The 24898-nt window shown below is 72.3% G+C and carries 23 protein-coding genes; 12 read left to right on the forward strand and 11 right to left on the reverse strand.

All coding sequences use genetic code 11. The features are described 5' to 3' along the window. Positions 1-125: 125 nt before the first annotated feature. A complete protein-coding gene (locus GA0070618_RS32025; RefSeq protein ID WP_231931531.1) occupies positions 126-767 on the reverse strand; it encodes a hemerythrin domain-containing protein in 642 nt (213 codons plus the stop codon). Positions 768-1280: 513 nt separating this feature from the next. Between GA0070618_RS32025 and GA0070618_RS32030 the strand changes: the two genes are divergently transcribed. Together GA0070618_RS32030 and GA0070618_RS32035 are read left to right on the forward strand one after the other, a co-directional pair. Further along, entirely contained in the window at positions 1281-2303 is a 1023-nt protein-coding gene (locus tag GA0070618_RS32030; RefSeq protein ID WP_088984977.1) for an acyl-CoA desaturase, read from the forward strand. Positions 2304-2340: 37 nt separating this feature from the next. Next, the gene (locus GA0070618_RS32035; protein WP_088984978.1) at positions 2341-3966 is read left to right on the forward strand and encodes an AMP-binding protein; all 1626 of its coding nucleotides are present in this window, start codon (positions 2341-2343) and stop codon (positions 3964-3966) included. 79 nt (positions 3967-4045) lie between these two features. On the opposite strand, the gene GA0070618_RS32040 is transcribed toward GA0070618_RS32035, so the two are convergent. The 3 genes from GA0070618_RS32040 to GA0070618_RS32050 are packed head-to-tail and all read right to left on the reverse strand — an operon-like array spanning position 4046 to position 7408. Then, positions 4046-5056 carry a 3-oxoacyl-ACP synthase III family protein gene (locus tag GA0070618_RS32040; RefSeq protein ID WP_088984979.1) on the reverse strand — a complete coding sequence of 337 codons (1011 nt, stop codon included), beginning with the start codon at positions 5054-5056 and terminating at the stop codon, positions 4046-4048. After that, complete coding sequence (locus tag GA0070618_RS32045) at positions 5053-5715, reverse strand: SRPBCC family protein (protein WP_088984980.1); 663 nt, start codon at positions 5713-5715, stop codon at positions 5053-5055. Before GA0070618_RS32045 ends, GA0070618_RS32040 begins: the two co-directional genes overlap by 4 nt. Continuing rightward, positions 5687-7408: a thiamine pyrophosphate-binding protein gene (locus tag GA0070618_RS32050; protein WP_088984981.1), complete on the reverse strand. Its 1722-nt coding sequence runs from the start codon at positions 7406-7408 to the stop codon at positions 5687-5689. Before GA0070618_RS32050 ends, GA0070618_RS32045 begins: the two co-directional genes overlap by 29 nt. A gap of 264 nt (positions 7409-7672) precedes the next feature. Between GA0070618_RS32050 and GA0070618_RS32055 the strand changes: the two genes are divergently transcribed. Genes GA0070618_RS32055 through GA0070618_RS35275 form a run of 5 tightly spaced genes read left to right on the forward strand, consistent with a single transcriptional unit; the run spans position 7673 to position 12118 of the window. Next, complete coding sequence (locus GA0070618_RS32055) at positions 7673-7894, forward strand: acyl carrier protein (RefSeq protein ID WP_197701695.1); 222 nt, start codon at positions 7673-7675, stop codon at positions 7892-7894. A gap of 2 nt (positions 7895-7896) precedes the next feature. Then, the gene (locus GA0070618_RS32060) at positions 7897-8814 is read left to right on the forward strand and encodes an SAM-dependent methyltransferase (RefSeq protein ID WP_231931532.1); all 918 of its coding nucleotides are present in this window, start codon (positions 7897-7899) and stop codon (positions 8812-8814) included. A gap of 37 nt (positions 8815-8851) precedes the next feature. After that, positions 8852-10171: an NAD(P)/FAD-dependent oxidoreductase gene (locus tag GA0070618_RS32065; RefSeq protein WP_088984983.1), complete on the forward strand. Its 1320-nt coding sequence runs from the start codon at positions 8852-8854 to the stop codon at positions 10169-10171. Then, the gene (locus tag GA0070618_RS32070) at positions 10168-11172 is read left to right on the forward strand and encodes an SDR family oxidoreductase (RefSeq protein WP_088984984.1); all 1005 of its coding nucleotides are present in this window, start codon (positions 10168-10170) and stop codon (positions 11170-11172) included. Before GA0070618_RS32065 ends, GA0070618_RS32070 begins: the two co-directional genes overlap by 4 nt. Next, positions 11165-12118, forward strand: coding sequence for an SDR family NAD(P)-dependent oxidoreductase (locus tag GA0070618_RS35275; RefSeq protein WP_088984985.1), 954 nt, complete (start codon positions 11165-11167; stop codon positions 12116-12118). Before GA0070618_RS32070 ends, GA0070618_RS35275 begins: the two co-directional genes overlap by 8 nt. Before the next feature lie 76 nt (positions 12119-12194). Here the strand turns inward: GA0070618_RS35275 and aspS are convergent, their stop codons facing one another. Next, the gene (gene aspS, locus GA0070618_RS32080; protein WP_088984986.1) at positions 12195-14000 is read right to left on the reverse strand and encodes an aspartate--tRNA ligase; all 1806 of its coding nucleotides are present in this window, start codon (positions 13998-14000) and stop codon (positions 12195-12197) included. 204 nt (positions 14001-14204) lie between these two features. Between aspS and GA0070618_RS32085 the strand changes: the two genes are divergently transcribed. Together GA0070618_RS32085 and GA0070618_RS32090 are read left to right on the forward strand one after the other, a co-directional pair. Beyond that, on the forward strand, positions 14205-14780 hold the full coding sequence (locus GA0070618_RS32085; RefSeq protein WP_088984987.1) for a DUF6892 domain-containing protein: 576 nt from the start codon (positions 14205-14207) through the stop codon (positions 14778-14780). Between the two features lie 96 nt (positions 14781-14876). Continuing rightward, a complete protein-coding gene (locus GA0070618_RS32090; protein WP_088984988.1) occupies positions 14877-15467 on the forward strand; it encodes a DUF998 domain-containing protein in 591 nt (196 codons plus the stop codon). Here GA0070618_RS32090 and GA0070618_RS32095 read toward each other — a convergent pair. The 3 genes from GA0070618_RS32095 to GA0070618_RS32105 form a co-directional block, all read right to left on the reverse strand. Continuing rightward, positions 15436-17025 carry an MFS transporter gene (locus tag GA0070618_RS32095; RefSeq protein ID WP_088985990.1) on the reverse strand — a complete coding sequence of 530 codons (1590 nt, stop codon included), beginning with the start codon at positions 17023-17025 and terminating at the stop codon, positions 15436-15438. The two genes, GA0070618_RS32090 and GA0070618_RS32095, sit on opposite strands and share 32 nt — an antisense overlap. A gap of 118 nt (positions 17026-17143) precedes the next feature. After that, positions 17144-18196, reverse strand: a complete 1053-nt coding sequence (locus GA0070618_RS32100) for a S1 family peptidase (RefSeq protein WP_088985991.1) — start codon at positions 18194-18196, stop codon at positions 17144-17146. 212 nt (positions 18197-18408) lie between these two features. Continuing rightward, positions 18409-18885 (reverse strand): winged helix-turn-helix transcriptional regulator, encoded by a 477-nt coding sequence (locus GA0070618_RS32105; RefSeq protein ID WP_088984989.1) that lies wholly within the window; start codon positions 18883-18885, stop codon positions 18409-18411. Between the two features lie 56 nt (positions 18886-18941). Between GA0070618_RS32105 and GA0070618_RS32110 the strand changes: the two genes are divergently transcribed. Beyond that, complete coding sequence (locus GA0070618_RS32110) at positions 18942-19475, forward strand: PaaI family thioesterase (RefSeq protein WP_088984990.1); 534 nt, start codon at positions 18942-18944, stop codon at positions 19473-19475. Between the two features lie 97 nt (positions 19476-19572). Here the strand turns inward: GA0070618_RS32110 and GA0070618_RS32115 are convergent, their stop codons facing one another. The 3 genes from GA0070618_RS32115 to GA0070618_RS32125 all read right to left on the reverse strand — a co-directional run bounded on the left by GA0070618_RS32115 (position 19573) and on the right by GA0070618_RS32125 (position 22699). Then, positions 19573-20478 carry an acyl-ACP desaturase gene (locus tag GA0070618_RS32115; RefSeq protein ID WP_088985992.1) on the reverse strand — a complete coding sequence of 302 codons (906 nt, stop codon included), beginning with the start codon at positions 20476-20478 and terminating at the stop codon, positions 19573-19575. A gap of 107 nt (positions 20479-20585) precedes the next feature. Further along, positions 20586-21917: a histidine--tRNA ligase gene (gene hisS, locus GA0070618_RS32120; RefSeq protein ID WP_088984991.1), complete on the reverse strand. Its 1332-nt coding sequence runs from the start codon at positions 21915-21917 to the stop codon at positions 20586-20588. Between the two features lie 71 nt (positions 21918-21988). Then, the gene (locus GA0070618_RS32125) at positions 21989-22699 is read right to left on the reverse strand and encodes an MBL fold metallo-hydrolase (protein WP_088984992.1); all 711 of its coding nucleotides are present in this window, start codon (positions 22697-22699) and stop codon (positions 21989-21991) included. Between the two features lie 249 nt (positions 22700-22948). Here GA0070618_RS32125 and GA0070618_RS32130 point away from each other — a divergent pair, with 249 nt between their 5' ends. Both GA0070618_RS32130 and GA0070618_RS32135 read left to right on the forward strand, forming a co-directional pair. Continuing rightward, positions 22949-23839: a peptidylprolyl isomerase gene (locus GA0070618_RS32130; RefSeq protein ID WP_088984993.1), complete on the forward strand. Its 891-nt coding sequence runs from the start codon at positions 22949-22951 to the stop codon at positions 23837-23839. A gap of 58 nt (positions 23840-23897) precedes the next feature. Then, complete coding sequence (locus GA0070618_RS32135) at positions 23898-24731, forward strand: peptidylprolyl isomerase (RefSeq protein WP_088985993.1); 834 nt, start codon at positions 23898-23900, stop codon at positions 24729-24731. Positions 24732-24898: the final 167 nt, after the last annotated feature.

Here is a 24898-nt window from a genome sequence, read left to right on the forward strand (position 1 = left end):
TCGGGACGGCACCGGCCGGAGCCGGGGTGGTGGGGCGCGGATGGCCGTCGGATTGGCCGGCGGTGGCCGACCGGACGGTCGCTCGGAGCTGCCCGGTCGGCTCGCGGGGTCTTCTCCGGCGCGGGTCAGTCACCGAAGGCGCGCTGCTGGCGGCGGCGCAGCGAGCCGGCCATGAGCTTGGCCACCGGGCGGGCCGGCACACCCGCCCGCTCGTCCGGTTCGGCCACCGAGTCCAGCCAGGGCGGCATGAAGCCGAGCGTCCACTTCGGCGCGGTCTTGAGCATGTTGCGCTCGAAGCGGCTCCACGCGGAGGCGTCCAGGGCCGGGGCCAGCCGGTCGGTCAACTCGTGCTCCTCGTCGGCGCAGTGCGCGGCGAGCGAGTCGCGCAGCCGCTGCACCGCCGCGCCGAACTCGGCCCAGGCGGAGGTGGGGGCGCGGTCGAGGGCGACCAGCCGCCCCCGGACGTCCTTAAGGTGGCCGAGCAGCTCGGCGTGTTCCTCGGTCATCAGGGTGAGCACGTCCTCGCCGGCCCCGCGTTCCCGCAGCATCGGCCAGAAGAACTCGTCCTCGCCCTCGTGGTGGTGCTCGATGATCTGGAGGATCCGGTCGGCGTAGTCGGTCAGGGCCGCCGCGCGCGCCGGATCGGGCGCGCGGGACAGGCCCGTGGCCGTAGCCGAGATACGACCCAGGTCACGCAACATCGCCCGGTGCGCGAGCCGCATCGTGAGGTGACCGGAGGGAAGTCCGACGGCTGGCTGACTGGACATGTTCGTCTCCTTGCTGCGACGGCACCGAACGCATGCCGACCGTATCAGCTATTGACCCTTGCCGGCGTCACAATCCCCTTTGCCCTGACTCGTGTGTCGCCAGTGGACCGGGTCCGCCTGATTGCGTCGTAGGTCTACGTTTCTGGCAGCACATATTCAATCGGACGGATCAGACGTGGATTGGCAGGTCCAGAGTGGACCGATTACTCCGCAAGCCATGGTATATACGATCCACTTTCGATAAAGTGCGGTACCTGTTTGCCGCGCGAGCCGTGTCGGGGGGCCGTCGGATGACAGCGCGCATGACACTCCGTAGTCCGGTCGACACTTATGGTCGTCCGGAGTGGCGATCCGCCACGCCCGGCGGTCACATTTCCGCCCCGGTTCCGTCCGTTCCACCGCGCCGTCGGCGAGAGGCCGGCACCGGCACTCGCCCGCCATCCGGCCGAGTCGGCGGAACGCCGGACGCGCCGTGATCACACCGCTCGAACCCATAGACCAAGAGGTAGGTACATGGACGGCAGAGAGCACCGCTGGTTCATCCTGACCGCCTCCGTGGCGCCGCTGATCGGCGTCATGGTGGCGATGGTCCTGCTCTGGAACAGGCTGTTCGGCTGGTCGGATCTCGTGGCCCTGGTGGTCATGTACACGATCTGCGCCTTCGGCATCTCCACCGGCTACCACCGGCTGCTGACGCACCGGGCGTTCCGGACCACCCGGCCGATCTACCTCGCCCTGGCCACGGCCGGGGCGATGGCCGGACAGGGCCCGCCGATCATCTGGGCCGCGCACCACCGGCGGCACCACCGGGTCGCCGACCGCGAGGGCGACCCGCACAGCCCGCACCTGGGCTTCGAGCCCGGCGTCAAGGGCATCCTCCGGGGGCTGTGGCACGCCCACCTGGGCTGGCTGTTCGACGTCGACCTGCGCTCGGAGCCGATGCGCTACTGCCCGGACCTGGTCCGCGACAAGGCCCTGCGCTGGATCAGCGAGAAGTTCGTGCTGGTCGTAACCGCCGGCATCGTGCTGCCCGGCCTGATCGGGCTCGCCCTCACCGGCACGCTGACCGGCGCGCTGACCGGCGCGCTCTGGGGTGGTCTGGTCCGGCTGTTCCTGGTCAACCACATGACCTACGCGGTCAACTCGGTCGGGCACTACTTCGGCCGGCGCCGGTTCGGCACCCTGGACCACTCCCGCAACGTGGCCTGGCTGGCCATCCCCTCGTTCGGCGAGGCGTGGCACAACAACCACCACGCCTTCCCCCGCTCGGCCCGGCACGGCATGAAGTGGTGGGAGGTGGACATCAGCGCCGTCTTCATCTGGTCGCTGGAGAAGGTCGGCCTGGCCACCCACGTGATCCGGATCGACCCGGAGCGACTGGCCATGCGCGAGGGCGGGGTGAGCCTGGTCGCCAACGTCAAGGCGGACCGGACCCCGGCCACCACGGCCGAGGAGCTGCTGACCGCACCGGCGGCCCCGCCGCTGTCCGAGCGTCGGTCCGCGGCCGACCTGGTCTCGGTCACCGACGTCGAATGAGGACACCGACCGCCGAGCCGACCCGGAGGGGGACGCCGTGCAGCTGTGGGAGCGACTGACCGGAACCGGGGGCCGGGGCCGGTTGCACGCCTGGGCCGGCAACGGATTCACCGCGACACCGTGGCCGGAGGTGGTCGCCGACGCCCGGGGCGCGGCGGCCACCCTCCGCCGCGCCGGGGTGCGGCCCGGCCGGCAGGTGGCCGCCATCCTGGACAATTCCCCGGAGGCGGTCCGTGGCCTGCTCGGGGTCTGGTTGGCCGGCGGGGCCGTCGCGTCGCTGCCGGTGCCCACTCGGGGCATGGACCGGCAGGAGTACGCCGGGCACCTGGAGACCCTGGTCGCCAACCTCGACGCGCCGGTGCTGCTGGCCGACGAGAAGCTGGCCCCGCTGCTGCCCGAGTCGTTGCACCGTCGACTGGCGGTGCGGTCCTGGCAGTCGCTGGCCGGTGACGGCCGGATCGACGAGACCCCGCCGGAGGCCGACGGGCTGGCGTTCGTGCAGTACTCCTCGGGCAGCACCAGCGTCCCCAAGGGGTGCGCGCTGACCACCCGGGCCATCGGCCGGCAGCTGGAGATGATCCTGGCCATGGCCGGCGGGGTGCCCGGCGAGGAGACGGTCGCCTCCTGGCTGCCGCTCTCCCACGACATGGGCATGTTCGGCTGCCTGCTCTACGCCTGGGCGCACGACTTCGGGCTGGTGCTGTCCACCCCGGAGCGGTTCATGATGTCGCCCCGGACCTGGTTCCGGGACATGGCCGAGTACGGCGCGACCATGACCGCCGGCACCAGCACCGCGCTGCACCTGGCCGCCCGGGGGCAGGGCAGCGGCGCGCTGGCCGCCCCGCTGCGGCTGCGGGTCTGCGTGGTCGGGGCGGAGCGGGTGGAGTGGGAGGCGCTGCGGCGCACGGTGGCCGCGTTCGGTCCGCACGGGCTCCGGGAGGAGGCGCTGATGCCGGCGTACGGGCTGGCCGAGGCGACTCTGGCGGTCACGGCCTGCCCGCACGACGAGGCTCCGCGCTTCCTCGACGTCGACGGCAACCGGCTCGCCGACGGCGAGGTGGTGGTGTGCGCGGCGGACGACCCGGCGGCGACCCGCGTGGTCTCCACCGGCCGGCCGTGTGACGGGGTCGAGGTGGACGTCGCCGAACCGGGTCGCCTCTCCGAGATCCGCATCGCCTCGCCGAGCCTGGCCGGTGGCTACTTCGCCGACCCGGAGCGCACCGCGGCGCGGTTCGTCGACGGCCGGCTGCGCACCGGCGACCTGGGCTTCCTGCACGACGGGGAGCTGTACGTGGTGGGTCGCTCCGACGACCTGCTCCAGGTCGGCGGGCGCAACGTCTACGCGCGGGAGATCGAGAGCACGATCGACGGGCTGGAGACGGTCCGCAAGGGCTGCGCGGTGATCGTCGACGTCGCCGAGGACGGCCGGAGCGAGTTGGTGCTGCTCGTGGAGCTGAAGAGCCGCAGCAACGACTACCGGGCCTTCGCCGACGAGGCGGCGGCGATCGCGATGACCAAGGCCGGGGTGCCGCTGGCCGAGTGCGTCTTCCTGGAGAAGGGCACCCTGCCGAAGACGCCCAGCGGCAAGATCCAGCGGTTCCGGTGCCGGGCGCTGCTGGCGTCCGACGCGTGGCGTCCGCTGGCCCGGGTCGCCGTCCGCTGAGGCCGGTGCCCGGAGACCGACGAAGCCGGGGTGGGGATCGTCTCCCCACCCCGGCTTCGTCGTCGGAGCCGGCCGGCGGTCAGCCGCCGGCCCGCCAGCGGATGGCGGCGGCGCCGGCCATGTCCCCGGCGTGCGCGAAGCCGGCGAGGACCAGCAGGTCGCCCGGGCCCACCCGACCGTCCCGGACGGCCTCGGTCAGCGTGATCGGCACGGCGGCGCCGAACAGGTTGCCGTACTCGTCGAAGGTGTCCAGGTGCCGCTCCGGCTTGAGCTGCAACGCCTCCCGCCAGTTACGCAGGAACATCCGGTTCGGCTGGTTGGTGACCAGCACGTCGATGTCCGGCGTACGGACACCGATCCGGTCGCAGAGCGCGGTGACCACCTCGGGGACGAGCTGGTTGCCCCGGCCGATGATCTTCGCGACCTTGGACTCGGTGAAGCTGACGTCCATCTCGCTCTGTCCGGGCTGCCAGTACTTCCGGTCGTCGTCGAAGGCCAGGCCGACGTCGGTGGCGTACTCGACGTACTGGCGGATCTCCACGTCGATGATCGGGGACTCGTCCCCGATCCGCAGGTAGCCGACCCCGCAACCGTCGCCCGGCACCGGCGCGTGCGACTTGGTGCGGATGGTCGGCTGGGTGAAGACCTGGCCGGCGCTGTTCTGCACGTTGCACAGCAGCGCGGTCTTCGCCCCGCCGGACTGCATGATCTGCTTGGCGAGCTTCAGCATGTAGACGAAGGAGACGCAGCCGCCGTTGTGCACGTCGAGCACCCAGTCCGGGCGCTCGCCGAGCCGGTGGGCCACCTCCGCTCCGGCGCCGGTGAACGGCAGGTCGGGCAGGAGCACGTTGGTGATGAGCAGGTCCACCGGCCCGTCACCGCGCGCCTTCGCCCGGTCCAGCACCGGCCGGGCGGCCTTGACGATCAGGTCGGCCGCGGTCTCGTCCGGCCCCATGTGCCGGCGGTACTTCGGCGACTTGAACATCACGCTGTCGTCGAGCGCGGCGTCCGCGCCGCGGTAGAAGTCGGTGCCGACCCGGTTCTCCGGCAGGGCGCTGTTGACCTCGACCAGGCTGACCGGGACGGTCATGCCGAGACTCCCTCACGCACCACGTGGCCGGTCACCGGGATGCCCCGGCTGTGCCGGTACTCCAGGATCGCCTTGAGGTTGTCCAGCTCGGCGCGGTGCCCGGCGTAGAACAGCGGCCACATGTCCCCCACCCAGACCCGGTTCGGGTCGGCGACCAGGTGCTTGTTCGGGTTGTCGTCGTAGTACGGGTGGCGGCAGTTGGTCCAGACCAGCACCGAGCCGGGCTTCTTCAGCACCAGCTCGGCGGGGATGATCCGGTTGATGTAGATCATCCACAGTTCATCGCCCTGGTCCCAGGCGCAGTGGTAGTCGACGGTCAGCGACTCCCGGTTGGCGACCACCTTGGCGTAGATGCGGGTGTCGTCGGCCAGGGTGTCCCAGCCGACGTGCAGCCCGTCGGTGGCGCCGGGAACCGGCTCGAAGTGCCGGGTGCTGTACGTCCACTCGTCAAGGTTGCGCAGGTCCGAGAGGTAGTCGAAGACGTCCTCCGGCGGGCAGTCGATGTAGTCCTGCACGGTGCAGAACTGCCCGTACACCGCGTCGTGCGGGTAGACCGCGTGGGTCATCTCCGCGGCCTTGGCCAGAGCCGCCTCCCGCGGGGTGGTCTCGCAGCGCAGCAGGTTCGGGATGTCAGCCAACGGCGACGACGGGCTGGTCATGGGGTGCTCCTTGGGGACTGACGGTGTCGAGATGGTTGAGGAACGGTACGAACGGTGGGATCTCCCGCGGACTCACGTCGACGCAGACCACGGCCGGCGACCGGGTGGACCCGTGCGCGACCAGGGCCTGCCGCAGCTCGTCCGGCGTACGGGCGTGGGTGACCGGCAGGGTCGGGAACATGCCCCGGATCCCGCCGGCCAGGTCGGTCGGTCGGAACTCGTTGAACGTGTACGCGTCGTCGTAGTAGAGCTGCTCGCGGGTGACGCACATGCCGTGCGCGTTGTTGTTGACGACCACGAACGTCACCGGCAGGTCGTGTTCGACCGCGGTGTGGATCTCCATGCCGTGCATGAGGAACCCGCCGTCGCCGATCACCACGTAACTGCGCGCGCCGGTGCCGAGGGCGGCCCCGATGCCCGCGCCGAGGCTGTGCCCCATGCCGCCCATGCCCAGCGCGACGACGAACCGCCCGTCCCGTGGGGTGGCCACCCAGTGGATGACGCCGGCGGCGGCGTTGCCCGCGTCGGCGATCACGGTCGCGCCCTCCGGCACGGCCGCGCCGATCGCCTCGACCGCGTCGCGCAGCCGCATGCCCTCCCCCTCGAACGGCGGCACGGTGAGGAAGCGCAGGTCGGCGCGGGCGGGGGACGGTGGAGCCGGCCGGGCGGCGCGCAGCCGCGCGGTGACCGCCCGCAGCTCGGCGCGCAGGTCGCCGTCCACGTGCAGCGTGTCCGGGTCGGAAAAGGCCGGCTCGGCCCCGAAGCAGACCAGCTCGGTGCCGGCGAGCAGGGCGTCCAGCCCGCCCCGGGCCATCACCGGCAGCCGGGTGCCGACCAGCACGCAGAGCCGGGCCCGGCGCAGCGCGTCGGTGACGCTCGGATGCCCGATCACGCCGGCCACCCCGACGAAGCGGGGGTCGTGGTTGTCGAAGACGTCCTTGCCGTCCGGCACGACGGCGACCCGGGCGTCCAGCGCGGCGACGAACTCGGCCAGCTCGGCGCGGGCGCCCCGGCGGGCCACCTCGTCTCCGGCGATCACCAACACCGGCTCGCCGGCCAGCTCCGCCAGCCGGTCGGCGGCGCGCTCGCGGGCCGCCGAGGCGGCCACCGGCGTGCGCCGGGCGGTCAGCAGTTCGTCGATCGGGGGCGGGTCGGCGAGGACGGCCTGCTGCACGTCCTTCGGCAGCAGCAGCACCGCCGGCCCGCCGGGCAGCGCCCGGGTGGCGGTGAGCGCGTCGGCCAGCGCCGCGGCGAGGTCCGCCGGGTCGTCGACCCGTGCGCAGTACCGGCTGATCGTCGAGAACAGCCGGTACGCGTCGAACGAGCCGGCCAGACCACTGGTGTCCTGGAAGGCCCCCCGACCCTCCAGTGACCGGGGCGGCTGCCCCACCACGGCCAGCAGCGGCACCCGGGAGGCGTACGCCTCGGCCACCCCGGGGACCAGGTTCATCGCCCCCGCGCCGGAGGTGGAGACGGCCACCGCGAGCCGGCCGGTGGTGCGGGCGTACCCGTCGGCCATCGCGGCGGCCGAGAACTCGTGCTTCGCCACCACCGCGCGGACCGCCCCGTCGCAATGGTGCGCCGCGTCGTACAGATCCTCAATGTTGGCGCCACCGACACCGAATATGTGACGCACCCCGACTTGGTGCAACGATCTGATCAGATAATCGACTACCCGGTACGGTCTGTCCATAATGTATGGCCCCCGCGCGGTACCTCGAAGCCTATGTCCCCCCAAGGGTGCCCATCATGCACGGGCAATCGTCGGCACACAAGGCAGCAATGGAGGGTCGCCCGATCTCGTCCACTGTGGCATGATCCAGCGGACCCGACCATCCGAGGGCCGGAGATACGCATTCTCGACGCGGCGGTCAGTGACACCCCTCGCTGTCGAAAGCGCAATCACACCACGTGCACGAGGAGTTACGCAGTGATTACTGTTGAACAGGTCTGCGAAATGGTGCAGAAGAAACTGCGTGGAAAGAACGCCGACGAGACCACGCTCGGCGCGCAGACGGCCTTCGACGACCTGGGGTTGTCCAGCCTCCAGGTGGCCGACATCGTCTACGGCATCGAGGACCAGCTCGACATCGAGTTCGACCCGTCCCGCGCGGCGGACGTGAAGACCATCGGTGACCTGGTCGACCTGGCCAACTCCACGGCCCAGCTCCGGGCGTAGCCGTGTCCGTCCACGCACCGCTGGCCGACGCCCCGGCGGCCGGGGCCGACACCGCCACCGGCCGCTACGACGGCGCGTCCATGGACGCCATCCAGCAGCACTACGACCTCTCGAACGACTTCTACGCGCTCTGGCTCGGTCAGTCGATGGCCTACAGCTGCGCCATGTGGTCGGGCCCGGAGGACGACCTCGACGCAGCCCAGCTCCGCAAGTTCGACTACCTCATCGAGGGGGCGCGGGCGACCGGCGCGCGCCGGGTGCTCGACGTCGGGTGCGGCTGGGGCGGTCTGATGGAGCGCCTGGTGGGCGCACACCGGGTGGAGCAGGTCGTCGGGCTGACGCTCAGTGACTCGCAGGCCGAGTGGGTCCGGGCACGCGCGTCGGACGGGATCGAGGTGCACGTCCAGAACTGGCTGGACCACACCCCGACCGAGCCGTACGACGCGATCATCTCGATCGGCGCGTTCGAGCACTTCGCCCGGGAGGGACTCACCCGGACGGCCCGCGTCGCCGCGTACCGCGAGTTCTTCACCCGCGCCCGGGGCTGGCTGCGCCCGGGTGGGCGGATCGCCATCCAGACCAACATCAAGGGCAACAACGTCCGGATGGACCGGCAGACCGTCGCCGACCTGCTCTTCATCATCGAGCGGATCTTCACCGAGTCGGAGATCCCGGCGCTGTCCGAGGTCCTCCAGGCCAGTGAACGGATCTTCGACGTGGTGTCGGTCCGCAACGACCCGGACCACTACGCGCGGACCTGCGCGCAGTGGCTGGCCGGCCTGAAGCGCAACCGGGAACGGGCCCTGGAACTGGTGGGCGAGGAGCAGGTCGCCGAGTACGAGCGGTACCTCTCCGCCACCGTCGGACACTTCGAACGTCGTCACCTCGGGCTGGCCCGACTGGTCCTCGAAGCGGTCTGAGGCGTCGTCGGCGCGACGGGTCAGCGATTGGAGTGCTGTGCCGAACTATCGACATGAGGTCTACTGGCAGACCACCGAGGCCGCCGAACCACAGGACGCCCTGACCGGCGACGTCGACTGCGACGTCGCCGTCGTCGGTGCCGGGTTCACCGGCATGTGGACCGCGTACTCACTGAAGAAGGCCCGCCCGGAGCTCTCCGTGCACCTGCTCGACGCGGGACTTGCCGGGGGCGCGGCCTCCGGCACCGCCGACGGTTTCGTCACCCCCACCCTCGGCAAGGACCTGGACCAGCTCATCCGGATCTACGGGGCGGAGGCGGCCGGCAAGGCGTCGGCGATCGTCGGCCGGTCCATCCTGGAGATCGGTCGGTTCTGCCGCCGGGAGAAGGTCGACGCCGAGTACGAGGCGAACGACTACCTGATGGTGGCGCTCAACGACGGGCAGCTCGCCCGCCTGGAGCACGACCGGCAGCTCGCCCTCAAGCTGGGCAGCGACACCAAGATCATGGACGCGGCGGAGGCCCGCGCCTACGTCGACTCCCCCGAGATCAAGGGGGCGGTCCGGGTCGGCGGGGCGCTGGTCAACCCGTACAAGCTGGCGCGGGGCCTGGCCCGGACGCTGCGCGCGGCGGGCGTGGCCATCCACGAGCGTACGCCGGTCCAGCGGGTCGAGCCGGCGGCGACCGCCGGTGCGCCGCACACGGTGGTGACCGCCGCCGGGCGGGTCCGGGCGCCGCAGGTGGTGCTGGCGACCAGCGCGTCGCAGTACACCTTCGCCGGGTTCCAGCGGCGGGTGCTGCCGATGTGGAGCTACGTGCTGATCAGCGAACCGCTCACCGAGGAGCAGCTCGGCCGGGTGCACTGGCCCGGCCGGGAGGGCCTCGTCGAGGCCAAGACCTTCCTGCACTGCGGCCGGTTCACCGCCGACAACCGGGTCATGTGGGCCGGCGGGCGGGCGTACTACTACCCGTGCAGCCCGTTCGACCGGGCACACATGCAGAACCCGGCGATCTACCGGGAGCTGACCGCGTCGTTCGCCCGGTTCTTCCCGGCCTGGCGGGACGTGCGGTTCGAGTTCGCCTACGGCGGGGTCATCGACATCACCCGCGACATGATGCCGCACTTCGGCACGCTCCGGCCCGGCCTGCACTACGGGTACGGCTACTGCGGCAACGGCATCGCCGCGACCCACACCGGTGGGCGGATCCTGCGCGACCTGGTCCTCGGCGAGAAGACCGACTACTCGACGCTGGCCCTGGTCGACGCGCCCCGGCCGACCTTCCCGCCGGAGCCGATCAGCTTCGCCGGTTACCAGGTGCTCTCCCGGGTCTACGAGTGGAAGGACCGGCGCGGATGAGCCGGCGCAAGACGATCGTCCTCACCGGCGCGTCCGGTGTGGTCGGGCAATCCATCATCCGCGAGCTGGGCGGTCGGCCGGTCCTGTGCCTGGTCAACTCCGGCACCGTGGCCGGTCCCGGGGTGGAGATGCTGCGGGTCGACCTGTCCCGACCGCGCCTCGGCCTCGACGACGACGGCTACGCCGACCTGGTCGCCCGCACCGGCGCGATCATCCACTCCGGCGGACTGACCGACTGGGGGCAGCCGGCCGAGCGGTACCAGCGAACCAACGTGGACGGCACCCGCGAGGTGATCGAGCTGGCGCGTCGGGCCGACGCCCCGATCTACCACCAGAGCACCTCGTTCGTGCACGCGCTGGCCGACTCCGCCCCGTTGCCGCTGCGCGAGACGAACGTGGTCACCGCGTACGTCCGCTCGAAGCTCGCCGCCGAGGAGCTGCTGCGCACCTCCGGCGTGCCGTACGTCATCTTCCGGCCGACGAACCTGATCGGCGACGCGGCGACCGGGCTGACCTCGCGCGGGCAGATCGTGCAGCTCATGTCGGACTGGATCTGCCGGGGCCGGGCGAAGGTGTTCCCGGCGCACCCGGGCAACCTGGTGGACATCGTCCCGCAGGACACCCTCTCCCGGGCCACGATCGCCGCGATGGACGCGGGCGACCACGGCCGGGAGTACTGGGTGACCTACGGCAAGGAGGCGATGACCGTCGACGAGGCGGTGGAGATCTGCGTCGCGCACGCCGCACGCCGGGGCCGGACCATCACCCCGCCCCGGGTGGTGCACCCCGACGAGCTGACCCCGGCGGAGCTGGACGCCCTGCCGCCGATGTCCCGCCGGTACGTGGAGGTCCTCGCCGACGTCAGCGAGGTGACCGCGTGCGCGGGCGGGGCCCTTCCGTCCTCCCTGGACGAGCTGCGCAGCCGGTACGGCCTGCCGCACGTCTCCGACCGGGACGCCTACCGTCGAAGCCTCGAGTACTGGAGCGAGCAGGGTGCCTGAAGCAACCGAGCAGACGACCGGCGACGGCCGGTGGGAACCGCCGGCCCTGGCCGGCAGCGTCGCGGTGGTCACCGGCGGCAGCCGGGGGGTGGGCCGGGGCGTCGCCCTGGCCCTCGGCGACGCCGGGGCGACGGTCTACGTCACCGGGCGCAGCACCCGGACCGCCGGGAGCACCGAGGGGCTGCCCGGCACGGTCGACGACACCGCCGACGAGGTGACCAAGCGGGGCGGGCAGGGCATCGCGGTGCGCTGCGACCACCACGACGACGCGCAGGTCGCCGCGCTGTTCGAGCGGATCGCCACCGAGCAGGACGGCCGGCTCGACCTGCTGGTCAACAACGCCTGGAGCGGCTACGAGCGTTCCGACGAGGCCCGCTTCGACGCCCCGTTCTGGCAGCAGCCGATGTGGCGGTACGACGCGTACGCCGCCTCGGTGCGGGCGCAGTTCACCGCCAGCCGGCACGCGGTGGGGCTGATGCTCCCCCGGGACGCCGGCCTGCTGGTCACCATCAGCTACACCGACGGGGACACCTACCTCGGGCAGGCGGCGTACGACATGTTCAAGGCCGCCTCCGACCGGCTCAGCCGGGCGATGGCCGGTGACCTGCGCAAGACGAAGATCACGTCGGTCGGACTGCACCCCGGGTTCGTCCGGACCGAGCGGGTCGAGGCGGCCTGGTCGGCGCTGGGCAGCGGCCCGGCGGCGGTGGTCCACTCCGCCGAGTACGTCGGCCGGGCGATCGCCCACCTGCTGGCCGACCCGTCGGTGCGCCAGGAATCCGGGCAGGTCCTCGCCTGCGGCGACCTCGCCGAGCGGTACGGCTTCTCCGACGTCGACGGTCGTCGCCCGCCGGCGTTCCGGCTGGAGGGGATGATGAGCCTGGCCACCCGGATGGAACGGCTGAACAAGGTCATCGCCGCCCAGAAGCGATCCGCCGAGGGCTGACCGTCGGCGGACCCGGAAGAGCCGGGGTGGACGAGGTCCACCCCGGCTCTTCTCGTGTCGACGCCTCGGCGACGGATCAGGTCGGGTCGGCCACCGGGGCGGCCGGGCCGGCGGTGCCGGTGTGCGCGACGGCCGCAGCCTTCGGCTTGGCGTCGATGCCGGCCTCGGCGCGCTGCTGCCCGGTGATCGGCGTCGGCGCGCCGGTCAGCGGGTCGAACCCGCCCCGGGTCTTCGGGAAGGCGATCACCTCACGGATCGAGTCCGCCCCGGCGAGCAGCATGCAGACCCGGTCCCAGCCGAACGCGATGCCGCCGTGCGGCGGCGGGCCGTACTTGAACGCCTCCAGCAGGAAGCCGAACTTGTCCTGGGCCTCCTCGGGGGTGATGCCGAGAAGGTCGAAGACCCGCCGCTGCACGTCGCCCCGGTGGATACGGACCGAGCCGCCACCGATCTCGTTGCCGTTGCAGACGATGTCGTACGCGTACGCCAGGGCCCGGTCGGGGGCCTCCTCGAACCGGTCCATCCACTCGGCGTTCGGCGAGGTGAACGGGTGGTGCACGGCCGTCCAGCCGCCCTCGTCCGTGCGCTCGAACATCGGCGCGTCGACCACCCAGCAGAACGCCCAGGCGCTCTCGTCGACCAGGTTGGACCGCTTGGCGATCTCCACCCGGGCGGCACCCAGCAGTTCCTGCGCCTCCCGGGTGTTCGGGCTGGCGGCGAAGAAGATCGCGTCACCGGGCTTCGCGCCGACCGCGTCGGCCAGCCCGGCCAGGTGCTCGGCGGAGAGGTTCTTCGCCACCGGGCCGCGCGGCTCGCCGGTCTCGGCGTCGAGCACCACGTACGCCAGGCCCTTCGCGCCGCGCGCCTTGGCCCAGTCCTGCCAGCCGTCCAGCTCCTTGCGGCTCTGCGCCGCGCCCCCCGGCATGACCACCGCGCCGACGTACCCGCCCGCGTCGATCGCGCCGGCGAAGACCCGGAACGCGGTGCCGCGCAGGTACTCGGTCAGCTCGGTCAGCTCGACGCCGTAGCGCAGGTCCGGCTTGTCGGAGCCGTACCGGGCCATCGCGTCGTGCCAGGTGATCCGGGGGATCGGCCGGGAGATCTCGTGCCCGGCGAGGTCCCGCCACAGCTCCGCGACGATCGCCTCGCCGAGGTCGATCACGTCGTCCTCGGTGACGAAGGACATCTCGATGTCGAGCTGGGTGAACTCCGGCTGCCGGTCGGCGCGGAAGTCCTCGTCCCGGTAGCAGCGGGCGATCTGGTAGTACCGCTCCATGCCGCCGACCATCAACAGCTGCTTGAACAGCTGCGGCGACTGCGGCAGGGCGTACCAGCTGCCCGGCTGGAGCCGGACCGGCACCAGGAAGTCCCGCGCGCCCTCGGGCGTCGACCGGGTCAGCGTCGGCGTCTCGATCTCCAGGAAGTCCCGCTCGTGCAGCACCTTCCGGGCGAGCTGGTTGGCCCGGGAGCGCAGCCGCATCGCGTTCGCCGGGCCGCTGCGCCGCAGGTCCAGGTAGCGGTAGCGGAGCCGGACGTCGTCGCCCGCCTCGACCTGGTCGTCCACCGGCAGTGGCAGCGGCGCGGCCTCGGAGAGAACCTCCAACGCGCTGGCGGTCACCTCGATCTCGCCGGTCGGCAGCTCCGGGTTCTCGTTGCCCTCGGGGCGGCGGGTCACCTCGCCGGTGACCTTCACGCAGAACTCGTTGCGCAGCGCGTGCGCGTCCTCCTCGCGGAAGACCACCTGGACCACACCGGAACCGTCGCGCAGGTCGACGAAGATGACACCGCCGTGGTCGCGCCGGCGGGCGACCCACCCGGCGAGCGTCACCGTGGTGCCGGCGTCCGCCGCGCGCAGGCCGCCGGCGTCATGGGTACGGATCACGACTTGCGTCTCCTCATCTGCGGTCCAGCTTTACCCCTCGCATTGTGTCAGGGGCACCCGGCGCGGACCGGCACCGGGCGGCTTCCGGCCGGAACGGGACGGGCGACCCGGTCGACCGTGGACCGCTGCCGCGGGACCGCCCGGCGCCGACGACGACCCGTTCCACCTCGGGAACTGTCCGAGGGGCAGGCTACTGTCCAGCCCATGACCATCGTCTTCGCCGACCGCGGCCTGCACCTGGGCGTCCTGAACGCCCTCCTCGACAACGACGTCGTCACCGAGGAGGACCTCACCGCGATCATCGAGTCGACCGGCCCGGACGGCCCGGACGACGGCTACCCGGGCCCGGGCCCGCGCCTGGCGGCGTCGCTGGACCTCCTGCACGCCGTCCCGGTGCCGTCCGCCGCCGCCGCGGGCATCACCGAGCTGGACTTCGACGGCGGCAACGACATCTACATGCTGGTCGAGCAGGCCCTGGACATCGACACGGGCGGTGAGTCCGACGACTACAACGTGTCGTCCCTGGAGGGCATCCAGGCGCTGTCCGGCCTTGAGTCCCTGGACCTGGACGGCCACGGCTACCACCCGGCCCCGTTGGACCTGACCCCGCTGACCGGTCACCCGAACCTGTCGAAGCTGTTCCTGACCGGCGACTGCACCGGGGCGGAGGCGTTGGAGTCGCTGCCGGCGCTGCGCGACCTGGACGTCTCCCTGGCGCAGCTCGACGACCCCGACGTCCTGGACCGCCTGGAGGCCCGGGGAGTGAAGGTCCACCGCTGACCGCACCGCAGCAGGGCCGTCCGGGCACGGAGGCGCGGTGGTACGGATCGGCCCTGCGGAGGTAGCCGGCCGCTCGGGTCCGGTACGGTCCGGCAGGTGCGCGTCGTACGCCGCTGGGTCCTGCTCTCCGCCACCGCCGCTCCGGTTCTCCTGGTCGGCGGCTGGACCCTCGGCGCGGCCCGCCAGCCGGGCGGTTTCGACCAGGTGGCCGGCACGATCAGCGCCCTCGCGGCGCTCGACGCCACCGACCGGTGGATCATGACCGTCGCTCTGCTGGGGCTCGGGGCCTGCCACTGCGTGACCGCGGCCGGGCTGCGTCCGCTGCGCGCCGCCGGCCGCCTGATGCTCGCGCTCGGCGGCGTCGCCACGGTCGCCGTGGCCGCCTTCCCGTTGCCGGCCGAGCACGGTTCCTCCACCGCGCACGGACTCGCCGCCGCCGTCGCCTTCGGCGCGCTGGCCCTCTGGCCGGCCCTGGCCGCCCCGGGCCGGTGGGGAACGGGCACGGCCGGGGTGCTCCTGGTGCTCGTCGGGTGGTTCGTGGTGGAGCTGGTCACCGGCGGCCCCCGGATCGGGCTGGCCGAGCGGGTGGCCGCGGGCGCGGAGGCGCTCGTTCCGCTGCTGGTCGCGCTGACCCTGCGGTACGGCGACTCCCCGGTCAGTCCGGGGCGGCCGGGAGCAGGTGGGTGATCTCGGGGTCACCGTCGACGAGGGCCCGGGCGCGTTCCTCGGCCGCCCGGTCGGCCCCGGTGAGTCGTCCGGCGTGCTGGCGCAGGTGCTCCTCCCAGGACGGAACCTGGTAGACCTCGACGAACCGGTGCTCCCGCTCGCCGGCCCGGAACAGTCCCCAGCGGATCGCCCCGGTACGCCGCCGCGACCGCCCCACCGCCCGCATCGCCTCGACGAACGCCTCCTGCCGCTCCGGCGGCACGGTGTACGCGACCGTCACCACCACCGGGCCGGTGCGCGGGTGCGCGGCCAGCGTCAGGTGCGGCTCCGGCCAGTAGACCGCCGGTTCACGGTTCACGCCCCGCGTGTCCCGCAACGGCCAGAGCAGCACACTCGACGCGCACACCGCCATCGCCACGCCGGCCGTCACCAGGGCGGCCTCCAGTCCGGCCAGCGCACCGAGGGCGCCCCAGGCGAGCGCGCCGAGCGCCTGCCCACCGGCGAAGACCATCTGGTAGACGGACAGCCCCCGGGCGCGCACCCACCCGGGCAGGAAGAGCTGCATCGCCGCGTTGACGCTGGACATCACGGTCATCCAGGCCAGCCCGGCGGGGACCAGCGCCACGGTGACCGGCAGCGCCCGGGGCACCAGGGCGAGCACGAGCAGCGTGCCACCGAAGATCAGCCCGGCGGCGAGCAGGAGCTGGCTGTCGGAGAGCAGGCGTCGCAGCCGGGGCAGGACGACCGCGCCGGCCACCGCGCCCAGGCCGAGGGCGGCGAGCAGGACGCCGTACCCGCTGGAGCCCAGGGCGAGCCGGCGGCTGGCGACCAGCGGCAGCAGCGCCCACAGCGCGCTTCCCGGCACCACGAAGAGGGCGGCGCGCAGCAGGATCCGACGGACAACCGGGGAGTGCCGGACGTAACGGCCACCGGCGCGCAGCGCGGCGGTGAACCGCTCCGGCATCGGGTCGCCCCCGGGGTGTTCCGGTCGCCACCGCAGCAGGGCCACCGCGAAGACCGCGAAGGAGAGGGCGTTCAGCCCGAAGACCACCGCGACGCCGGCCTGCGCGACCAGCACCCCGGCGACCGCGGGTCCGACGGCACGGGCCAGGTTGATGCTGATCGAGCCGAGCGCGGAGGCCGAGACGAGCTGTTCCCGGGGCACCAGTTCGGGGATGACCGCCTGCCAGGCCGGCAGGGTCAGCGCCTGTCCGACGCCGATGGCGAAGGTGAGGGTGAGCAGCAGCGCCGGGGGCATCCGGCCGGCGGCGGTCAGCCCGGCGAGCAGGATACCCGTCGCGGCGAGGAAGCACTGGACGGCGATGAGCAGTCGGCGGCGGTCGAAGGTGTCGGCCAGCGCGCCGGCCGGCAGGGCGAGCAGGAGCACCGGCAGCATGCTCGCGGTCTGTACCAGGGCCACCAGGGTGGCCGCCCCGGGCTGGTCGACCAGGAGCCACTGCGCCCCGACGGTCTGCATCCAGGTGCCGATGTTGCTGGCCAGCACGGCGAGCCAGAGGCTGCGGAAGGCGGCCAGCCGCAGCGGGGCCCAGGCCGACGTGCTCGGTGCGGAGACGCTCACCGGGCGCACGGTACCCCGTGTGTGACCGGGTACGCCGGGTCGTGCGCACGGAAACGGGCCGTCGGCGTGCCGACGGCCCGTTTTCGGAGTCCGTTACCGGATCATCCCACAGGCGGGATCAGAAGACGGCGACCCCGTAGCGGCTGAGCGCCTCGGTCACCGGCTGGAAGTAGGTGGTGCCACCGAGACGGCAGTTGCCGTTGCCGCCGGAGGTCAGGCCCAGGGCGGTGCCGCCGCTGAACAGCGAGCCGCCACTGTCGCCCGGCTCGGCGCAGATGTTGGTGCGGATCAGGCCGGACACCGAACCCTCGGCGTAGTTGACCGTGGCGTTGAGCGCGGTCACCGAGCCGCTGCGCAGACCGGTGGTGCTGCCGGAACGCTGCGCCGACTGGCCGACGACGGCGTTGCCGGAGCCGGTGATGTCGCGGAAGGTGCCGTTGTAGAGGGAGACGTTGCCCGTCGCGTTGGCCGAGTTGTTGTGCTGGACGATGCCGTAGTCGTTGCCCGGGAAGCTGGTGCCGGTCCGGCTGCCCAGCAGGTTGGTCTGGGCCGAGTTGCTGTACCAGCTCGCGGAGATGTTGGTGCAGTGGCCGGCGGTCAGGAAGGAGTAGGTGGTGCCGCTGCGGACGTTGAAGCCCAGCGAGCAACGACCGCCACCACCGGCGTAGATGGCCTGGCCGCCGGAGATCCGGGTGCTCAGCACGCCGGCCTCCCGCTCGATGCGGACCGTGCCGTTGAACTTGGCGGCGACGGTCTGCACCTTCTCCAGCTTGGCACCGGTGATCGTGCTGTCGACGGACACCACGACCTGGTTGCTGACCGGGTCGGTCCACCAGGCGGTGCCCGGGATCTTGGCGAAGCGGTCCAGCTCGGCGGTGGCGCGGGCCAGCTCGGCGGCGCCACGCTTGACGATCTTCGGGGTGGCGCCGGCGGCGGTGACCTGGCGGGCGGCCGAGGCGTCGGTGACGGTGACGACCATCTTGCCGGCAGCGTCGAGGTAGGCACCGGCGGAACGGTCACCGAGGCGCTCGGCCAGGCTGGTGGCGGCCTCGGGGGAGGCAGGCGAGACGGGGGCGGCCTGGGCGGGCGCGCCGAGGAGCGAGCCGGCGACCATGGTGCCGGCCACGGCGACGGTGGCGGCGCGGCGGAGCGTTGACCTCGTGGGTCGCATGAACATCCTCCAAAGAGAGGCGGGGGCACGCCGTTCGGCGTTGCCCGGGAGCACCGGACCGACCTGGGGGGAGCCGATCGGATGAGGTGAAGTATTCACATATCTAAGTTCATCTGCAAGAGCCCGCCCACCGATCAGCTGGGTCATAGCACGGCAACGTTGTTCACAGGGAAGAGCGTCTATACACTCTGGTCACACCCACGACCCGCCCCTCAGTCGACCCGGCGGCATGCTCCCGGACCAGGCCTCGGCACCAGGTCGCGCGGCTCGGTCACCTCGTGCCCGGCCGCGCACCGCAGCGCCACCCGCACGGGCTCCTCGCAGTCGCGGTGCCGGACGCTCAACGGGGCGCCCTCCGGATCGGCCAGGTAGCGGTCCCCCCAGGCGAGCACCGCCACCAGCACCGGCCACAGGTCGAAGCCCATCGGGGTCAGGCGGTACTCGTGCCGCACCCGAGCGCCGGGCTCCCGGTACGGCTCACGGCGCAGCACCCCCTGCTCCACCAGGGCCGCCAGCCGATTGGTGAGCACCTGCCGGGGAATGCCGGTGCGCACCCGCATGTCGTCGAAGCGGCGCACGCCGTTGAACACCTCGCGGAGGACCACCACGGTCCACCGTTCGCCCAGGATCGCCATCGCCCGACCGATGGTGCAGTTCTCCACCGACCAGTCCAGTGCCTCGGGTTTCATGCCGACCAGGCTAGGTCTCGTTGACAGACGCAGCAACGCGCTGCGAGGCTGGGTCCGTGACACAGACCCAGGAATCGACACGCAGCCGCACCTTCTCCTGGTCGGACCCGACCGTCGGCGTCGACCACCTCGGACGACGCGGCGGGCTGGAGCTGATCCGGGCGATGATCGGCGGTGAGCTGGCCCCGCCGCCGGTGATGCAGCTGATGGACATGGCCCGGATGGAGGCCGAGGAGGGGTGGGTGGCCGTCGAGCTGGTCCCCCAGGAGTTCCACTACAACCCGCTCGGCACCGTGCACGGCGGGGTCATCTCGACCATCCTCGACACCGCCGCCGCGTGCGCCGTGCACACCACCCTGCCGGCCGGGGTCGGCTACACCTCACTCGACCTGAACGCGAGGTTCCTCCGCCCGGCCACGGTCGACTCCGGCCTGCTGCGCTGTGAGGGCACCGTGCTGCAACGCGGCCGGCGCACCGCCCTGGCCGAGGCCCGCCTGACCGACACGCTGGGACGCCTGGTCGCCCACGCCACCTCCACCTGCCTCCTGTTCGACCTGCCCGGCGCGCCGGCCGTCCCGTCGCCGGCCTGACCGGCCACCACCGTGCCGCCGCCCGTTCCCGGCCACCCGAGGGGGCCGGGACGAGCGGTGGCGAGCAGCGGCACCCGGCGGGGCGGGAGACGGCGGGTCAGGAGGTGGCGGCGATCCGGGCGGCGCGGGCCGCGCGGCGCTCCTCGAACCGGGACGCCTGCCGCTCCAGCGTGTCCAGTTGGGCGGCGACCTCCTCGCGGGCGGCCTCGCCGTCGGCGTCGAGCCCGGAGAGGTTGAACACGTCCCACTGTCGCAGCACCGGGACCACCACGTCGTCGCGGTGCTGGCGCAGGTCGTAGATGCCGGCCAGGGCGATCGCCACCGACTTGCGGGCGAAGCCCTCGATGCCGGCGCCGGGCATCTGGAAGTCGGCCAGCACGTCGGCCACCGCGCGCATCGCCTGCCCCGGGGCCAGCTCGAACGCCGCGCCGAGCAGGTTGCGGTAGAAGACCATGTGCAGGTTCTCGTCGGCGGCGACCTTGGCCAGCAGCGCCTCGCACCTCGGGTCGCCGGTCACCCGGCCGGTGTTGCGGTGCGAGATCCGGGTCGCCAACTCCTGGAACGACACGTACGCCAGCGTGTGCAGCACCTCGTCGTCGTGGTTGTTGGAGTAGCCCTCCGTCATGTGCGTCATCCGGGCCCGCTCCAGCGCCACCGGGTCGACCGCCCGGGTCACCGTCAGGTAGTCCCGGATGGCGGTGCCGTGCCGGCCCTCCTCCGCCGTCCAGCGCCCCACCCAGGTGCCCCAGGCCCCGTCCGGGCCGAACAGGGTGGCGATCTGGTGGTGGTACGAGGGGAGGTTGTCCTCGGTGAGCAGGTTGACGATCAGCGCGGTCCGCGCCACCTCGGGCAGCTTCGAGTCCGACTCTGACCAGGCGTCCCCGCCCAGCGGTCCGTCGAAGGTGCGGCCCTCGCTCCACGGCACGTACTCGTGCGGGAACCACTCCTTCGCCACGCTCAGGTGGCGGTTGAGGTTCTTCTCGACGACGGGCTCGAGTTCCATGAGCAGGGCGGTCTGGCTGAGAGCAGTGCGAGCGGTCACAAGTTCTCCCTACGGTGGCGTAACCTACGCCACCGTAGGGACTCTATCGCGTACGCGCCAGTAACGTCCTAGCTGACCAGCGGCTTCAGGTCGGCCCGAGGCGGGTTCCACTCCCCCGCGGCGGCGGTCACCTGCTCGCCCGAGCGGATGTCCTTGACCTCGTCCGGCGCCCCGTCGACCCCCGGGAACCAGACGTACGGGATACCGCGTCGCTCGGCGTACCGGATCTGCTTGCCGAACTTCGCGGCGGTCGGCGACACCTCGCACGGGATGCCCCGACCCCGCAGCGCCTGCGCGATCCGGTCGGTCTCCGTCCGCCGCTCCTCGGTCGGCACCGCCACCAGCACGCAGGTCGGCACGCTCCGCGAGACGGTCAGCCGGTCCGCGCCGAAGAGCAGGCCGAGCAGGCGGCTCACCCCGATCGAGATGCCCACCCCGGGGAACCGGCTCGCGCCGGAGGCGGCCAGGTTGTCGTACCGCCCGCCGGAGCAGATCGAGCCGAACCGCTCGAACCCCTGCAACTGGGTCTCGTAGACGGTGCCGGTGTAGTAGTCCAGCCCCCGGGCGATCCGCAGGTCGGCCACGCAGAGACCGGGCGCGTGGGCCGCCGCGGTCTCCACCACCCGGGTCAGCTCCTCGATCCCGGAGTCGAGCAGCGGGTGGGACACCCCGAGGGCGCGCACCTCGGCGGCGAACGCGGCGTCCGGCGCGGAGATCTGCGCCAGGGCCAGACACGCCTTGGCCTGTGCCTCGTTCGCCCCGGCGCTGGCGACCAGCAGCTCGGCCACCTTGTCCGGGCCGATCTTGTCGAGCTTGTCCACCGCGCGCAGCGCCGCCTCCGGGTCGGTCAGGCCCAGGCCGAGGTAGAAGCCCTCGCAGACCTTGCGGTTGTTGACCTGGATCCGCACCGGCGGGATCGGCAGGCCGCGCAGCGCGTCCCCGATGACCAGCGGCATCTCCGCCTCGTGGTGCGCGGCGAGGTCGTCCCGGTCGACGATGTCGATGTCGGCCTGGAGGAACTCCCGGTACCGCCCCTCCTGCGGACGTTCGCCCCGCCACACCTTCTGGATCTGGTAACGGCGGAACGGAAACTGGAGCTTGCCGGCGTTCTCCAGCACGTACCGGGCGAACGGCACGGTCAGGTCGAAGTGCAGGCCGAGGGTGTCCTCGGCGGTGGGGGCGGCGCCCTCCTCCTCGTGCAGCCGCCGGATCACGTAGACCTCCTTGGAGGTCTCCCCCTTGCGTAGCAATTGGTCCAGCGGCTCGACCGCGCGGGTCTCCAGCGGGGCGAAGCCGTACAGCTCGAAGGTGTCGCGGAGCCGGTCGAGGACGTACTGCTCGATCATGCGCTGCGACGGCGTCCACTCCGGGAAGCCGGAGATGGGCGTGGGCTTGCTCATGGATGCTCCTTGAACTCCCGCGCGTCGGGCGGGATGACGTGGATCGCCCGCGCGCCGCGCGGGTGCGGGGACTACCAGCCCCGGGTGGGGGCGGCCGGGCTCGCGCCGCCGGCCTCGACGAGGTACGGGTTGCTCACACGCTCGCGACCGATGGTGGTCGCGGGGCCGTGGCCGGGCAGGACGACGGTGTCGTCGGCCAACGGGAGGATCTTCTCCCGGAGGCTGGTCACCATCGCGGGCATGCTGCCGCCCGGCAGGTCGGTGCGGCCGATCGAGCCGGCGAAGAGCACGTCACCGGAGAGGCAGATCTGTTCGGCCTCCCAGGGCGAGCCGGCGCCGGGCATCCGGAACAGCACCGACCCGCCGGTATGGCCCGGGGCATGGTCGACGGTGATCTCCAACCCGGCGAGGGCGAGGGTCGCGCCGTCGGTCAGCTCGGCGACGTCCTCCGGCTCGGTGTACGGCAGGCGACCGCCGAAGAGCTGGCGCATGTCCATCGAGAGGCCCTTGGCGGGGTCGGCGAGCAGTTCCCGGTCGTCAGGGTGGACGTATGCGGTGATGCCGCGGGCCCCGCAGACCGGGGCGACCGAGAAGGTGTGGTCGAGGTGGCCGTGGGTCAGCAGCACGGCGGCCGGGTGCAGGCGGTGCTCGGCGAGCAGCGCGTCGAGGCGGTCGAGCACGCCGATGCCCGGGTCGACCACCACGCACTGCTCCCCCGGAGCGGTGGCGACCACGTAGCAGTTGGTGCCGAAGGCGTCCGCGGGAAAGCCGGCCACGAGCACGTCCGCTCCCCTTCCTCGTCGATGCCTACCCGGTCAGCAGCCTAGCCGGGCGGGTCGCCGCGGCCACCCCGGGTGGGCATGGCCGTACGGCCAGTGAAAGTTGACGATAGAACCCTTGGCCGACCTGGTACACCACATTCCCAGCCGCTACCCGTACACTCTGGCGGGCGTGTGGCGTGGCGCACTTGCGCCCGGCGGCGCCCGGCGCCCGTCCGCCATGACGACCAGGGTAGAGGAAGGGGAGCGCGGGTGGCTTCCAGCAGGGACCGGCAGCGCAAGCTCGCACGGGAGAAGCTCGACCGGCAGATGGCCCGGCGGGCCGCCCGCGCCAAGCGCCGCCGCCAGATCCAGGCGGGTGTCGGCGCCGGGGTGGTGCTCGCCCTCGTCGTGGTCGGTTCGGTCTGGGCGCTCGGCGGCTTCGACCGGGATCCGGAGGAGAACCTGGCCGAGCCGGACGTCTGTGCCTGGACGCCGCAGAACGCCGAGGGCAACGCCGACCTCAAGGACGTCGGCACCCCGCCCACCAAGGGCCTGCCCACCTCCGGCACCCGCCCGATGACGGTCACCACCAACCAGGGCGCCCCGATCACCGTCGAGCTGGACCTGGCCGGCGCGCCGTGCGCCGCCGCGAGCATCACCCACCTGGCGGGCCGCTCGTTCTACGACAACACCACGTGCCACGAGATCACCACCGAAGGGGCGCTGCGCTGCGGCGACCCGAGCGGCAGCGGCCTCGGCGGGCCGACCTACTCGTTCTACGACGAGAACGTCCCCGCCGCGCCGTCGCCGAGCCCGGCCGCGGACGACCAGCCCCCGGCGTACCCGAAGGGCACCGTGGCGATGCTCGCCAGCCCGCCCGGCGCCAACAGCAGCCAGTTCCTGATCTTCTTCAAGGACTTCAACCCGGCGGAGCCGGCGTACTCGGTGATCGGGAAGGTCACCGGTGGACTCGACGTGGTGGAGAAGGTCGGCGCCCTGGAGACCGTGGACAATGGGTCAGGGGCGAAGGTCAAGCCGAAGACCGACGTGGTGATCCAGAGCCTGACCGTCGGTGAGCCGGCAACGACGCCGGCGGCGTCGCCGGCCCCCGCTCCGAGCAGCCCGGCGGCAGCGCCGTCGGCGACTCCGAGCGCCGGCTGACCGCCAGCCCACACCACATCCGCGGCAACTGACCGCCGAGACACGACGAGGAGTGACCGTGACGTCCACCAGAGAGCGGCAGCGCGCGGCGGCGCGGGCCCGACTCGAGCGGGAGATGGCCGAGCGTGCGGCCAAGGCCCGTAAGCGCCGGCAGATGCAGGCGATCGTCGGGGCGGGGGCGGCCCTGCTGCTCGTGGTCGCCGGCACGGTGTGGCTCGTGGCGAGCCTGGGCGACGACGAGACGGACACGACGGCCACGCCCGCCGGCACCGCTCTCTGCGTCTGGAACGAGGCGCCGGCCGACCAGCGCACGCCGCAGACCAAGGACGTCGGCCTGCCCGGCACGCAGCAGCCGAACGTCGGCACCCAGACCATGACGATCGACACCAACCTGGGGCCGATCACCGCCAAGGTCAACCTTGCCGACACGCCCTGCACGGCGGCCAGCTTCACCCACCTGGCCAGCAAGAACTTCTTCGACAACAGCAAGTGCCACCGGCTGGTGACCGAGGGGCTGAAGGTGCTCCAGTGCGGTGACCCGAGCGCCACCGGCAAGGGCTGGCGGGAGACCGACGGCACCGGCGGCCCGCAGTACCGGTTCGCCGAGGAGAACCTGCCCACCGACGAGCGTCCGCCGTACCCGGAGGGCGTCATCGCGATGGCCAAGTCCGCCGAGCCGGGAAGCACGGGCAGCCAGTTCTTCATCGTGTACGGCGACTCGCAGCTCAGCCCGGACTACACCGTCCTCGGCACGATCACGCAGGGAATGGACATCGTCAAGCAGGTCGGCGCGGCCGGGCACGACAACGCCTTCGGCCAGCAGGCCGGTGGCGGCCACCCCAAGAAGGAGGTCGTCATCAACAAGCTGACCATGAGCGAGATCCAGAGCTGACGCACCCGCTCCACCGAACGCCCGCCGGCCCGTCCGGCGGGCGTTTCGCATCCGGGCACCTGCCCGTGCGCGCGGCACGGGGCGACAGCCGAACCCGTCGGACCGGCCCTTCACTCACCGTGATCCACGCCTGACCCGGCACCCACCGTCCTCCCGCCCCTTGTTCT

The organism is Micromonospora echinospora, assembly GCF_900091495.1.
Lineage (GTDB): Bacteria > Actinomycetota > Actinomycetes > Mycobacteriales > Micromonosporaceae > Micromonospora > Micromonospora echinospora.

Excerpts from the sequence above, each read along its gene's own strand:
- GA0070618_RS32025 (WP_231931531.1), bottom strand. The coding sequence starts at position 767 with ATGTCCAGTCAGCCAGCCGTCGGACTTCCCTCCGGTCACCTCACGATG.
- GA0070618_RS32030 (WP_088984977.1), top strand. The coding sequence starts at position 1,281 with ATGGACGGCAGAGAGCACCGCTGGTTCATCCTGACCGCCTCCGTGGCG.
- GA0070618_RS32040 (WP_088984979.1), bottom strand. The coding sequence starts at position 5,056 with ATGACCGTCCCGGTCAGCCTGGTCGAGGTCAACAGCGCCCTGCCGGAG.
- GA0070618_RS32045 (WP_088984980.1), bottom strand. The coding sequence starts at position 5,715 with ATGACCAGCCCGTCGTCGCCGTTGGCTGACATCCCGAACCTGCTGCGC.
- GA0070618_RS32050 (WP_088984981.1), bottom strand. The coding sequence starts at position 7,408 with ATGGACAGACCGTACCGGGTAGTCGATTATCTGATCAGATCGTTGCAC.
- GA0070618_RS32055 (WP_197701695.1), top strand. The coding sequence starts at position 7,673 with ATGGTGCAGAAGAAACTGCGTGGAAAGAACGCCGACGAGACCACGCTC.
- GA0070618_RS32070 (WP_088984984.1), top strand. The coding sequence starts at position 10,168 with ATGAGCCGGCGCAAGACGATCGTCCTCACCGGCGCGTCCGGTGTGGTC.
- GA0070618_RS32085 (WP_088984987.1), top strand. The coding sequence starts at position 14,205 with ATGACCATCGTCTTCGCCGACCGCGGCCTGCACCTGGGCGTCCTGAAC.
- GA0070618_RS32100 (WP_088985991.1), bottom strand. The coding sequence starts at position 18,196 with ATGCGACCCACGAGGTCAACGCTCCGCCGCGCCGCCACCGTCGCCGTG.
- GA0070618_RS32105 (WP_088984989.1), bottom strand. The coding sequence starts at position 18,885 with ATGAAACCCGAGGCACTGGACTGGTCGGTGGAGAACTGCACCATCGGT.
- GA0070618_RS32115 (WP_088985992.1), bottom strand. The coding sequence starts at position 20,478 with ATGGAACTCGAGCCCGTCGTCGAGAAGAACCTCAACCGCCACCTGAGC.
- hisS (WP_088984991.1), bottom strand. The coding sequence starts at position 21,917 with ATGAGCAAGCCCACGCCCATCTCCGGCTTCCCGGAGTGGACGCCGTCG.